The 12,553-nt window shown below is 38.1% G+C and carries 11 protein-coding genes; 3 read left to right on the top strand and 8 right to left on the bottom strand.

What is annotated here, in order from left to right; translation table 11 throughout:
- Positions 1-164: 164 nt before the first annotated feature.
- Positions 165-1,274, bottom strand: a complete 1,110-nt coding sequence (locus tag ACWNMZ_RS16795; RefSeq protein ID WP_031538857.1) for a GntR family transcriptional regulator — start codon at positions 1,272-1,274, stop codon at positions 165-167.
- A gap of 345 nt (positions 1,275-1,619) precedes the next feature.
- On the opposite strand from ACWNMZ_RS16795, the gene ACWNMZ_RS16800 reads away from it, so the two are divergent.
- Genes ACWNMZ_RS16800 through araA form a run of 3 tightly spaced genes read left to right on the top strand, consistent with a single transcriptional unit; the run spans position 1,620 to position 5,411 of the window.
- Positions 1,620-3,233 carry a xylulokinase gene (locus tag ACWNMZ_RS16800; RefSeq protein ID WP_031538855.1) on the top strand — a complete coding sequence of 538 codons (1,614 nt, stop codon included), beginning with the start codon at positions 1,620-1,622 and terminating at the stop codon, positions 3,231-3,233.
- Between the two features lie 17 nt (positions 3,234-3,250).
- A complete protein-coding gene (locus ACWNMZ_RS16805) occupies positions 3,251-3,946 on the top strand; it encodes an L-ribulose-5-phosphate 4-epimerase (protein ID WP_031538854.1) in 696 nt (231 codons plus the stop codon).
- A 46-nt stretch (positions 3,947-3,992) separates the two neighbouring features.
- Positions 3,993-5,411 carry an L-arabinose isomerase gene (araA, locus tag ACWNMZ_RS16810; protein ID WP_031538853.1) on the top strand — a complete coding sequence of 473 codons (1,419 nt, stop codon included), beginning with the start codon at positions 3,993-3,995 and terminating at the stop codon, positions 5,409-5,411.
- A gap of 109 nt (positions 5,412-5,520) precedes the next feature.
- Here the strand turns inward: araA and ACWNMZ_RS16815 are convergent, their stop codons facing one another.
- The 7 genes from ACWNMZ_RS16815 to ACWNMZ_RS16845 form a co-directional block, all read right to left on the bottom strand.
- Positions 5,521-5,694 carry a hypothetical protein gene (locus tag ACWNMZ_RS16815; RefSeq protein WP_235251945.1) on the bottom strand — a complete coding sequence of 58 codons (174 nt, stop codon included), beginning with the start codon at positions 5,692-5,694 and terminating at the stop codon, positions 5,521-5,523.
- Between the two features lie 148 nt (positions 5,695-5,842).
- Positions 5,843-7,186: a M20/M25/M40 family metallo-hydrolase gene (locus ACWNMZ_RS16820; protein ID WP_235251946.1), complete on the bottom strand. Its 1,344-nt coding sequence runs from the start codon at positions 7,184-7,186 to the stop codon at positions 5,843-5,845.
- A 31-nt stretch (positions 7,187-7,217) separates the two neighbouring features.
- Positions 7,218-8,483 carry a M20/M25/M40 family metallo-hydrolase gene (locus ACWNMZ_RS16825; protein ID WP_235251947.1) on the bottom strand — a complete coding sequence of 422 codons (1,266 nt, stop codon included), beginning with the start codon at positions 8,481-8,483 and terminating at the stop codon, positions 7,218-7,220.
- A gap of 51 nt (positions 8,484-8,534) precedes the next feature.
- Entirely contained in the window at positions 8,535-9,530 is a 996-nt protein-coding gene (locus ACWNMZ_RS16830) for an ABC transporter ATP-binding protein (protein WP_235251969.1), read from the bottom strand.
- Positions 9,517-10,536 carry an ABC transporter ATP-binding protein gene (locus ACWNMZ_RS16835; RefSeq protein WP_235251948.1) on the bottom strand — a complete coding sequence of 340 codons (1,020 nt, stop codon included), beginning with the start codon at positions 10,534-10,536 and terminating at the stop codon, positions 9,517-9,519. The genes ACWNMZ_RS16830 and ACWNMZ_RS16835 overlap by 14 nt, the downstream gene beginning before the upstream one ends.
- A 15-nt stretch (positions 10,537-10,551) precedes the next feature.
- A complete protein-coding gene (locus ACWNMZ_RS16840; RefSeq protein ID WP_235251949.1) occupies positions 10,552-11,457 on the bottom strand; it encodes an ABC transporter permease in 906 nt (301 codons plus the stop codon).
- A gap of 59 nt (positions 11,458-11,516) precedes the next feature.
- On the bottom strand, positions 11,517-12,467 hold the full coding sequence (locus ACWNMZ_RS16845) for an ABC transporter permease (RefSeq protein ID WP_235251950.1): 951 nt from the start codon (positions 12,465-12,467) through the stop codon (positions 11,517-11,519).
- Positions 12,468-12,553 lie beyond the last annotated feature (86 nt).

A 12,553-nucleotide genomic window follows, 5' to 3' on the forward strand; every position in this document is an offset into this window, starting at 1 on the left:
ACCTCCCATTTCTTCTTTTTATGTTAAAAATGGTTAGTATAGTATATTCATCCGTTTTCTACTATATCTATCTTTCTATCTATTAAATACTATCTTTCTCTTATAGAAAAGACCTTTTAGCAAAATAAGAAAATTAATAAGAAAAAAGGACGATTCTTGTGACCTCACAAGAGTCGTCCCTCTGCTTCTGCTTTTAAATCTTTAACCGTTTCTCCTTCTATTATTTGCGGTTGATAGTAATTTTCGTTTTGCACGTCCTTTTTCCCTTGGATTTTTTTAATGATCCAATCAGCTGCATCGTGTCCCATTTGTTCTTGGGGATGTGTTAATGTGGTGAGTTTAATGTTTGCATTTTTGGCAATATAAGAATTATCCTGCCCAATAATAGATAGTTTTTCTGGAATCGAGATAGTAAGTTGTCTGCATACATTTACAACCTCTAATGCAACTTCATCGTTATAGCATACAATAGCAGTCATATTTTCTAAATTTTCATCTAAGAACGTCTTCAAGTTTCTATTTAAATCTAACTTTGTCTCCGTAGTATAAGAAAAAACATGCTCTGCCTGAAATCGCAGTTTGGCTTCTCCCAAGGCTTTTATATATCCTTTCATACGAAACTTTCCTTGTAAATCATCCATTTTTGCTATAAGCCCTATCTGGGTGTGTCCTTTTGAAATTAATTCGTTTGTAGCGAGATAGCTAGATTGCACATCATCTAAACAAAAGAAGGGAACCTCTAACTCTTCGTAATAAGCATTGACCATTATAAATGGAACCTCTTGTTCTTTAAAGGATAAATAGTAAGCAATATTAGGGTTGTATAAATTACTTTTCGTCGGCTCTACAATTAATCCATCTACACCAAAGGATAGCATCATTTCTAATGCTTTCTTTTCTTGCTCCACATCATTATTGGTACTAGCTAATAATAACGAATAATCTTCTACATTTAATCTCCCTTCAATCCCGCGGATAATTGACGGAAAAATGTAATCAGAAATATAGGTTGTTATAACACCAATTGTTTTACTATTGGATTTCCCGCTCGTTTTTGACTGATATTGATTACTAACATAAGTACCAGATCCTTTTTCGCTTCTCAGGTATCCATCATTCGCCAATTCTAGAATCGCCTTTCGAACAGTATGACGGCTCACTTGGTACTTTTCTTGCAGGCTTGATTCAGTAGGAATTTGTTCTCCAACACGATAGTCCCCAGAAAGAATTTTACTTTTTATTTCATCAATGATGATTTGATACTTTAATTTCATTTAACGCACTTCCTTCAATGTTGTTATCCATTCAAATTTGATAATCACGATATTTGTATGGTCATATTCTAGCATATGTATGAATAAAATAAAATAACACCTATCAAACCAGACAAATTACATACAAATATCAACATCATCTTTTACTATTATTTTATTGGTTATCGAATCAGTTCTTGTTAAAAAATTAATAGAAACATCAATCGTGTTCTTTGGCATTTGTGTGTACATTTATACTTTTAATTGACATAAGTACGTACATATATTAAGGTGAATATGTACTAATGAAACAAATGAATCTCCATTCGATTACAATTGATGAAATCGCTATCAAGGAGGGAATATATGAAAACCAATCAAACAAATACAAAACAAGCAATTGTTGAGGGATTAACTTCACTTGGGATTGAATTCGGTTCCACGAGAATTAAGGCAGTCTTAATTGATCATAACTTTGAAACCATCGCATCTGGAAGCTATGAGTGGGAAAATCTTTTAGAAGATGGATTTTGGACGTACAACCTAGTCGATATTATCAACGGTCTCCAAACAGCTTATAGTGAAATGAAGCAAGAGGTTGAACGCAACTATGGTGTCACCATACGAACGGTTGGTTCTATTGGATTTTCTGCGATGATGCATGGATATATGGCCTTTGATAACACTGGCGAACTACTTGTACCCTTTCGGACATGGCGCAATACTACAACTAGCGTTGCCGCAAAAAAATTAACAGATGCCTTTCAATTCAATATTCCAGAACGATGGAGCATCGCCCATCTTTACCAAGCAATATTGAATGATGAACAGCATATTCCACGAATCGAGCATATTACCACTTTAGCTGGCTATATCCACTGGCTATTGACTGGCGAAAAGGCACTTGGCATTGGGGACGCTTCAGGAATGTTCCCAATAAATGAAGCATCACAGGATTACAACCAAGCTATGATTGAACAGTTTGAAGCATTAATTGCTGCGAAAGAATACCCTTGGAAGCTAAAAGACATTCTTCCTAAAGTTGCAACCGCAGGGGAACAAGCAGGTGTATTAACAGAGGTAGGGGCAAAAATTCTCGATCGATCTCGTAATTTACAGCCAGGGATTCCATTATGTCCCCCTGAAGGCGATGCGGGAACAGGGATGGTCGCAACAAACAGTGTGAGAAAACGCACTGGAAACGTCTCTGTCGGAACTTCTGTTTTCGCAATGATTGTTCTAGAAAAAGAGCTTTCAAAGGTTTATCCAGAAATCGACTTAGTAACAACGCCAGATGGCAGCCCAGTTGCAATGGTTCATGCAAACAACTGTACAAGTGATCTAAATGCATGGATGCGATTATTCCGTGAATCTTTAGAGGCGATGGGCCAAAAGGTTGATATGAATAAATTATTTGAAGCTTTATTGAGTACTGCTTTGGAAGCGGATCCAGATGGTGGTGGACTACTAAGCTATGGTTATTATTCAGGTGAGAATATTACAGGTTTAGAAAGCGGGCGCCCTCTCTTTGTCCGGTCACCAGAAAGTACATTTAATTTAGCGAACTTTATGCGCACACATCTCTTCTCTGCATTTGGTGCATTGAAAATTGGCATGGATATTTTAACGAAACAAGAAGATGTGGCAATCGATAGCATTTTAGGTCATGGTGGTTTATTTAAAACCCCTGTTGTCGGTCAAAAAATTGTTGCCGCTGCCATGAATACTCCCGTTTCCATAATGGCAACTGCAGGAGAAGGCGGAGCGTGGGGAATGGCTATTCTTGCTTCTTACATGAGGAACAAAGATGAAAATGATAGTTTAGAAGACTTCCTCGACAAGCAAGTATTTAAAGAGGTTGATAAGCAAGAAATGTATCCAGATCGCTTTGACGTAGAAGGATTTGAAGCATTTATTGCCCGTTATAAAAAAGGGTTAGCTATTGAGAAAGTAGCCGTCGAAAATATGATTCACGAGTAAGGAGATGAAGATTTAACATGTTAGAACAGCTAAAAGAAGAAGTATTTTATGCAAATTTAGAATTGCCTAAGCATGGGCTTGTGAAATATACATGGGGTAACGCTAGTGCCATTGATCGTGAAAGTGGTTTATTTGTTATCAAACCGAGTGGCATTAACTATGAAACAATGAAACCAAGCGATATGGTTGTTATTGATTTAGATGGGAATGTAGTAGAAGGAGACTTTAGACCTTCATCCGACACAGCTACTCACGCAGTACTTTATAAGCATTATCAAGAAATCGGAGGCATTGTGCATACTCATTCTACTTGGGCAACAATATGGGCTCAAGCAGGGCTGGACCTCCCGGCATTGGGCACCACTCATGCAGACACCTTTTATGGGTCTGTTCCATGCGCTCGCTATTTAACCCAAGAAGAAATCGATCGTAGCTACGAAGCGGAAACTGGTAACGTAATCATCGAAACCTTCAAAGAGCGTGGATTAGATATTTTAGCTATTCCTGGAGTATTGCTGCATGGACATGGTCCTTTCACATGGGGAAAAGACGTGCATTCTGCTGTCATGAATAGCGTCGTGTTAGATGAGGTTGCAAAAATGAATTTATTTACACGAGAATTAAATCGTTTTTCAGAAGAATTACCTCAACGAATCTTAGATAAACACTATTTACGCAAACATGGCAAAAATGCCTATTACGGTCAAAAGTAAAATAACTTAAACTACTAAACTAATAAATGGAAAAGAGGGAAATAGAATGTCAACTAATAAAATATTTTGGTTTGTTGTCGGTTCACAACATCTATATGGAGAAGAAGCGTTAGGAGAAGTAAAAGCAAATGCCCAAAGAATGACTGATGCTTTAAATGAAAGCGGAGTCTTGCCTTACCCACTCGTTCTACAGGATTTAGCCGTTAGCTCAGATAAAATCACAAGCATTATGAAAGAAGTCAACTACCGAGATGAAGTCGCAGGTGTCATCACTTGGATGCATACTTTCTCTCCTGCGAAAATGTGGATTCGCGGAACAAAACTATTACAAAAACCATTACTTCACTTAGCAACACAATACAATGAAAGTATCCCTTGGGCAACCATTGATATGGACTTTATGAATCTAAACCAAGCAGCTCATGGTGACCGTGAATATGGTTTTATCAACGCTCGTTTAAACAAACAAAATAAAGTGGTTGTCGGCTACTGGCAGCGAGCACTTGTTCAACAACAAATAGCTGATTGGATGGATGTTGCAGTAGCTTATAATGAAAGCTTTAATATTAAGGTTGCTCGTTTTGGAGATAACATGCGTAATGTTGGTGTTACAGATGGAGATAAGATAGAAGCTCAAATACAATTCGGATGGACAGTAGACTATTTTGCCATCGGTGACCTTGTTCAATACGTGAACGCTGTTACAGAAGATGAGATAAATGATCTATTTGCCGAATATGAAACACTTTATGAATTTGATTATGGCACATACAGTAAGGAAGAATGGGAATCTAGTGTAAAAGTCCAAGCAAGCTACGAAATTGCGATTAAGCGCTTCCTTGATGACGGTGGATACAACGCCTTCACTACGAACTTCGAAGATTTATATGGCATGAAACAACTTCCAGGTCTTGCCGTTCAACGTTTAATGGCACAAGGTTACGGCTTTGCTGGTGAAGGAGATTGGAAGACTGCTGCTCTTGATCGTTTATTAAAAGTAATGAGTCATAACCAATCAACAGGATTTATGGAAGATTACACATACGAATTAGCCGAGGGACAAGAAGCCGTTCTTCAATCTCATATGCTTGAAGTAGACCCAACTTTAGCAAGCAACAAACCAAAGATTATTGTTTCTCCATTAGGTATTGGCAATCGTGAAGACCCAGCTCGTCTAGTATTTGATGGAAAAGCTGGTGATGGGGTAGTTGTTTCCATGGCAGACTTTGGTACCCATTTCAAACTTTTAATTAATGAAGTTACTGCATTTGAGCCAAACATACCAGCACCAAACCTACCAGTAGCTCGCGTTCTATGGGACATTAAACCAAATTTCCAAGATGGTGTTAAAGCTTGGATCGAAAATGGCGGCGGTCACCATACAGTAGTATCCTTAAATTTGACAACAGACCAAATTATTTCCTATGCAAAACTAGTTGATTTAGACTATGTTGTCATTAAATAATGGGACATGGGGACAGGCCCCCTTGTCCCACTTTATAAAATAAAAGGAACGGTTCTTATGAGTTGAATAATCTCAAAAAGAACCGTTCCTCTGTTTCTCCTTCATTATATCAACCCATTCCTCCTGGTCCACCGCTGGAATTAACGCGATTGTAATGGACAACTTCTCCTAATTTTTCTGCTTGTTTGTTTTCATCAGGGGCTGTCATGCCAGATTTCTTTTCGAAATATAATACTAACCCTATCATAATGGCTACTGGTGCAAATAAGAATAAAAATATCATTCTAACACCTCCAATTTTATACTATTTAACATACGCTTTTGGCTTGCCATTAGTTTCATTTATTTGGAAAAAGAAAAAGGGACGGTTCTTGTAGGTCAAATGACCTCACAAGAACCGTCCCTCTGTTTCCCACAAAACTTAGATGCTCCTATGCATAACTGCGTAATACCGATGCCATAAACTTTATGCCTTCTATATAGTCGGTTAGGTTTATGTTTTCGTTTGGAGCATGGTTTTGGGAGGTGGCATTGCCTACACCAAATCCAAGGGATGGGATGCCGAATTTTTGACAAAGATTATACATAGGACCTGTTCCAGCTTGTGAGCGCAGGACTTGTGGTTTTTGGTCATAGAACTGCTCAGCAGTGCTTACAACTTTTTCGACAAGTGGATCGGTTAATTCAGTTGTTCCGGCTCTTTGTCCTTTTAACTTAATAACTTCAATGTCACCAAAGCCGTGTTTATCTAAATGCTTGATCAATAGATCGTAAATCTCTTGGGGATCTTGTTCTGATACTAGACGGAAATCAAGTTTGACCTTTGCTATGGAGGGAAGAACCGTTTTAGATCCTTCTGCTGTATATCCAGATTCGATTCCGCAAATCGTACAGGTTGGTTGAAAAATTAATTTTTCTTTTAAAGGAAAGCCAGTTAAATTATTAACATAGCTTTTTAACCCTAAATTTTCTAAATCAGCTGATTCATCAAGCTCCATTTCTTCTGTCAGCTTTCTTTCTTCTTTTGTTAAAGGTTTGACTTTATCATAAAATCCTTCTATTAACACTTCTTCTTTCGTGTTTTTCAACGTAGAAAGCGCCCATACTAGTCTCCAAGCCGGATTTTCCACAATGGCTGCTTTCGCTGAATGCAGGTCAATATTTGCCCCTTTGGCTCTTAACTCTACATATAACATTCCTTTGCAGCCTAAAGTAATCTGTAGTCTTCCATCCATTGTTTTAAAGCCATTTTCCCAAATACATCCATCAGCTTGGATTTTTTCTGGATTATTAGTAATAAACTCATCTAAATGAGGGCTGCCGATCTCTTCCTCTCCTTCTACCAAAAACTTCAGATTAATAGGCAGTTCACCATATACTTCTTGATAAGCATGGACAGCACAGATTCTAGAGAGAAGTGTCCCCTTATTATCCGCTATACCCCTAGCATATATTTTTCCTTCACGGATTTCGGGAGAAAAAGGATCACTTAGCCATTGATCAATCGGGTCTTCTGGCTGGACATCATAATGATTATAAAAAGAAAGAGTCTTCTTCTCCTTGCCACTTTTTATCTCCCCATAGACAACCGGATTTCCTCCTGTTGCCACTAACTCTACTTCCGCTCCTAAGTTTTTCAAATGATTCTCAACCATTTCTGCCGTTTCCTTTATACCACGGTTTTGAGCGGCTACACTTGGATGCTTGCAAAGATCAAGCAGCCACTTTACATACAGCTCTTTATTATCTTCTATATATTGATAAACTTCTTTCATAGCTGGATTCTCCCTTATACTATTTACCATTTTATTCGTTTCTCTCCAATAAGGAAGACGTCACCTGTTCTACTCCAACTAAGCCTAAAATCGTTAATAGTATTTTTTGCGCACCGATGTGGCCATCTGTCGGATCATAATACTCCTGTAATGTATGGAATCCTCCACCATCACCTCCACCACCAAGGGTTAATGCTGGAATACCTAAATGAATAGGCACATTAGAATCGGTACTACTCGCTTTATCTAAAATCGGTTCAAATCCAAGCGCTGATGTAGCACATCGAGCCGCTTGCACAATCATACTATTTTTATCTTGTGAACCAGCTGGACGATCGCCTACTTTTTCTATCTGCACGCTAACTTGTGCCTCTACATTCCATCGAGCATTTTCTTCTTCCTTCGCTTGCTCCATTAAATGCAAAAATTTACTTTCAATTACTTCGAGCTCTTCTTGAGAATTAGAACGTAAATCTACTAACATTTCGGCTGTTTCAGCAATGGTATTAACAGAAGTACCGCCTTTTATCATGCCAACATTAAATGTTGTCTTTGGTTCAACTGGTGTTTGCAAATCAGAAATTTTAGCAATCGCTCTCCCTAATGCATGAATCGGACTTGGAATACCAAAATTTCCAAAACTATGTCCACCTGGTCCTGTAAACAACACTTTAAATCTTTTGCTTCCTGTACCTAAGTAAGTAATGCGGCTTGGATCTCCTGGCTCGATTGAGATAAATCCATCTATATCTTCGCGATTTTCAAATAACGCTTTCACTCCTCTTAAATCTCCAAGTCCCTCCTCCCCTACTGACGCACCAATGATTAGATCTCCTTCTGCCTTTAACCCAGCTGCAGTGATAGCGCGAATAATGGTTAAGACAACGGCTAGCCCTCTCCCATCATCACAAATTCCTGGAGCATAGATTAAGCCGTTTTCTCGTACCGCCTTTACATTTGTTCCTCTTGGGAAAACAGTATCTAGATGTGCACAAACAACAAGTTTGGGGCCTTTCCCACTTCCGGGCAACACGCCAAAAACATTTCCTACAGCATCTGTAGATACTCCCTGAACACCTAGCTCTACCAATCTCTTTTTATACCACTCTCCTTTTTCATTCTCTTCAAAGGTTGGTGCTTCTATTTCTGTGAGCTCAATTTGTTCCTCTGTGGTTGCATCATTGTCTTCTTTTAAAAACTCTAATGCCTTTTTGACTTGTTCATTCTGGGAAAGCTTTTTATAGACTTGCTCTACTTTTTCCGTAATACCCTCCGTTTTTTGTTCTACATTTTCCATATAAATGAACTCCTCTCCATCATTTCTATTTTTTAATCTTCTTCTCTTTGTTCAATCATATAAATGACAAGCAACAATATGTTTATCATTAACTTGTAATTTCAAAGGTATTTCTTGCTTGCATCTTTCCATTGCAAATGGACATCTTGTATGAAATACACATCCTGTTGGAGGATTCAAAGGAGAAGGTAACTCTCCTTTCAATTGTATTTTTTCTCGCTTCCTTTTTGGATTTGGGATTGGTACAGAAGATAACAAAGCTTTCGTATAAGGATGCAATGGATTTGCAAATAGTTCATCCGTTGTTGCCTCTTCCATCATTTTTCCTAAATACATGACACCAATCCGATCCGAAATATGACGTACCACACTAATATCGTGAGCGATAAACAGATACGTTAATCGATACTCTTCTTGAATTTCTTGCATAAGATTAATAATTTGCGATTGAATGGAAACATCTAAAGCGGAAACAGGCTCATCACAAATGACTAGCTTCGGATTAGCAATAAGGGCTCTTGCCAGTCCAATTCTCTGCCTTTGCCCTCCTGAAAATTCATGGGGATATCGATAATAGTGATCTGCTTGTAAACCGACCTTTCCCATAATATCCATGACCCGATTCGTATGGTCCTTTTTATCACCAATCGAATGAATCAATAGTGGCTCTTCCAATGTGTTTCCAATTCTTTTTCTTGGATTAAGAGAAGAATAAGGATCTTGGAAAACCATTTGGATTTCCTCTCTCATTTTTTTCAATTCTTTTCCTTTTTTCTGAAAAATATCTTGATTTTTATAGATAGCTGAACCTTCAGTTGGATTGGTTAGTCTCATCAATGTTTTGCCTGTTGTACTTTTACCACAGCCAGATTCGCCAACTAATCCATATGTCTCCCCTTCGTATAATCGAAAGGAAACATCATTGACAGCCTTGACATAATTCTTTATCCCTCCTAATTTCCCAAGAGGACTTTTTACAGGATAGTATTTTTTTAATCCTTGTACATCTAACAGGATTTTCTTCTCTTCCTGGTTAGCTTGAAACATTTGCATAACATTCCTCCTCTTGTGCTATTTTTTCATAATGCCAGCATCGAACCTTTTGATTAGCAGAAGTTTCGGTTAAATCTGGTGCCTTTTCTAAACACAACGAATCGGCGTAAGGGCATCTTGGTGCAAATCTACAGCCTACAGGTACCTTATCAAGGGAAGGAACTGTGCCTTCGATTACATGCAATTTTTCGGAACGATCTCCTTCCATTTGCGGAATAGACTTGATTAATCCTTTTGTATAAGGATGAAGCGGCCTTTCAAATAAGCTTTCTACACTCGCCTCTTCTACTATTTGACCTAAATACATAACTACTACTCTATGACAAAGCTCTGCTACCACCCCTAAATCATGGGTAATAAACATGACGCCCATCTCCAGCTTTTGATTAAGCTCACTAATTAAATCCAATATTTGCGCTTGAATCGTCACATCCAAAGCTGTCGTTGGTTCATCAGCGATAAGTAATTTAGGCTGACATGCCAATGTCATAGCAATCATGACTCTTTGCCTCATACCGCCTGATAGATTATGAGGATAATCATGAACCCGCTTTTCCGGTGCTGGTATTCCAGTGAGCTTTAGCATTTCAATTGCTTTCTCATATGCTTCCTTCTTCGTCACATCTTGATGGAGCATAATCGCCTCCGCTATTTGGAAACCGATTGTTAACACAGGATTTAAAGAACTAAGGGGATCTTGAAAAATCATGGAAATATCATTTCCGCGAATCATCTGCATTTTCCTTTTGGAAAGCTTTAATATATCTGTCTCTCCTTCAAAAAAAATCTGTCCTTCATATTTCACGAGATGCTTTTCATCAAAAAGACGCAGAACCGATTGGGAAGTAACACTTTTCCCGCAGCCTGATTCCCCTACTACTCCCACGATTTCCCCTTTATTAATTTGAAAGGAGACACCATCGATAGCGGTCACTTTTCCTCTTTCTGTATAAAAATGGGTTTTTAAGTCTTGCACATCCAATAACGTATCCGAACTCATATCCTTCCCTCCTTACTATCTTCCTTTTTTTCCTTTGCTTACATTAGGATCTAATAAATCTCTTAGACCATCTCCTAATAAATTTAGTCCCAGTACGGATAGAATAATAAGAATCCCTGGAAATACAGTCATCCACCACGCGTTAAAGATAACAATTTTCCCATCATACAATATATTTCCCCAACTTGGGCTCGGGGCTGGAATACCTGCACCTAAAAAGCTTAGTGCTGCTTCTGTAATAATGGCGTCTGCAAAAATAAACGATGCTTGAACAACTAATGGAGAAATCGTATTTGGAGCAATATGCAGAGCGATAATTCTCCAAGTACTTGCTCCCTGGGCTCTAATCGCTTCAATATAAGTTTCTTCTCTTATAACCAATGCCGTAGACCGAACAATTCGAGCTACGTTAGGAATAAAAACAATTACAAGGGCAATGACTACATTTTGCTTTAATGGTCCTAGTGCTGCCACTAAAGCGATGGCCAATAAAACTCCAGGAATCGCCATTAATCCATCACAAATACGCATCAGAATATTATCCAATGTTTTATAATAGCTTGCGAGCAACCCAATAATTAAGCCAATTAAGCAAGCAAAAAAAGCCACCAATGCTCCTATTCCTAAGGAAACCCTTGCGCCGTATGCAATTCGGGAAAGTAAGTCTCTGCCAAAGTTATCTGTTCCAAGTATATGTTCGGCACTTGGTGCTTTCAGACGGTTTTCCACTTGCATTTCATAAGGACCATATGGAACAACGATCGGAGCAATAAGTGCTATTAATGTTAAAAGCGTTAGAATAATTCCCCCTGTTACAATCAGTTTATTTCCAATAATTCTTTGAAAAAGTAAAAGACGTTGCTGCTTTTTTAAATCATTCTTACTTTCGATAAACTTCAAATCCCGCTCTAATACACTCATCGATTCCCCTCCTCTGTTGTTTTTTCGCTAAAGAATATAAATGTTTTTCTCATAAGCTTTTATTGTCTCTCCAATCTCACCCTTGGATCCACGACACCATACAATAAATCGACGATTAAATTAATAATGACGTAGATGAAGGTCACAAATAGCACCACGCCTTGGATAACTGCATAATCTCTTCGTTCGACTGAATTAATAATTAATTGCCCGATTCCCGGAATATTAAAGATGGTTTCTGTTACAACAGCTCCAGCTACTAATGAGCCAAAGGTTTGACCAATAACCGTTAATATAGGAAGAAAGGCATTTCGAAGGGCATGTCTATAAATGATAAGTTTTTCAGTAACTCCTTTAGCTCTTGCAGTTTTTATATAATTGGTATTTAAAGTCTCTAATAAACTAGAGCGAGACATCCGTGAGATTAAAGCTGTATGCATAGCTCCAAGGGAAATGGATGGCAAAATTAAATATTTAAAATGTTCCCATATACCCTCACTTAATGGTCGATATCCTGCTACAGGCAACCATTGCAGCTGAACGCCAACAATCAATACTAAAAACAGTCCTAACAAGAAACTAGGCACACACATTCCCAATAAAGAAATCCCCATTATTGTCTGATCCGTTCCTGTCCCTCGATGCATTGCAGCTAGTATTCCAAGCGGCAAAGAAAAGACAAGCGAAATCACGCCAGCCAATATAGCTACAGATATCGTTGGACCAAGATGACTGGTAATCGCTTCAAGGACAGGCATTTTCATAAAATAAGAAACACCAAAATCACCTTGAACCGCTCCTTTTATCCAGTTAAAATACTGTTCGATGATTGGTAAATCTAATCCCATTTCCATGCGCAATTCCTTAATTTGCTGTTCCGTCGCTTCCTCTCCAAGTAGAACAGCAGCAGGATCTCCAGGTGTTAAGTGAATAATGGAAAAGATGACAATCGATACGACAAATAAAACGGGTATTAAAGAAAACAATCGATTAACAAGATACATTTTCATCTAATTTCCTCCTTTACATTCGATGAAAATCACTACAATTTCTTCATCCCTTTATTTCATTAGATGAAATTCTCTTAAGCGTTTTT

The organism is Niallia sp. Marseille-Q9988 (genome assembly GCF_976954375.1).

What these genes read in the sequence shown, in the direction of transcription:
- ACWNMZ_RS16795 (WP_031538857.1), bottom strand. Translation starts at nt 1,274, where the DNA reads ATGAAATTAAAGTATCAAATCATCATTGATGAAATAAAAAGTAAAATT.
- ACWNMZ_RS16800 (WP_031538855.1), top strand. Translation starts at nt 1,620, where the DNA reads ATGAAAACCAATCAAACAAATACAAAACAAGCAATTGTTGAGGGATTA.
- ACWNMZ_RS16805 (WP_031538854.1), top strand. Translation starts at nt 3,251, where the DNA reads ATGTTAGAACAGCTAAAAGAAGAAGTATTTTATGCAAATTTAGAATTG.
- araA (WP_031538853.1), top strand. Translation starts at nt 3,993, where the DNA reads ATGTCAACTAATAAAATATTTTGGTTTGTTGTCGGTTCACAACATCTA.
- ACWNMZ_RS16815 (WP_235251945.1), bottom strand. Translation starts at nt 5,694, where the DNA reads ATGATATTTTTATTCTTATTTGCACCAGTAGCCATTATGATAGGGTTA.
- ACWNMZ_RS16820 (WP_235251946.1), bottom strand. Translation starts at nt 7,186, where the DNA reads ATGAAAGAAGTTTATCAATATATAGAAGATAATAAAGAGCTGTATGTA.
- ACWNMZ_RS16825 (WP_235251947.1), bottom strand. Translation starts at nt 8,483, where the DNA reads ATGGAAAATGTAGAACAAAAAACGGAGGGTATTACGGAAAAAGTAGAG.
- ACWNMZ_RS16830 (WP_235251969.1), bottom strand. Translation starts at nt 9,530, where the DNA reads ATGTTTCAAGCTAACCAGGAAGAGAAGAAAATCCTGTTAGATGTACAA.
- ACWNMZ_RS16835 (WP_235251948.1), bottom strand. Translation starts at nt 10,536, where the DNA reads ATGAGTTCGGATACGTTATTGGATGTGCAAGACTTAAAAACCCATTTT.
- ACWNMZ_RS16840 (WP_235251949.1), bottom strand. Translation starts at nt 11,457, where the DNA reads ATGAGTGTATTAGAGCGGGATTTGAAGTTTATCGAAAGTAAGAATGAT.
- ACWNMZ_RS16845 (WP_235251950.1), bottom strand. Translation starts at nt 12,467, where the DNA reads ATGAAAATGTATCTTGTTAATCGATTGTTTTCTTTAATACCCGTTTTA.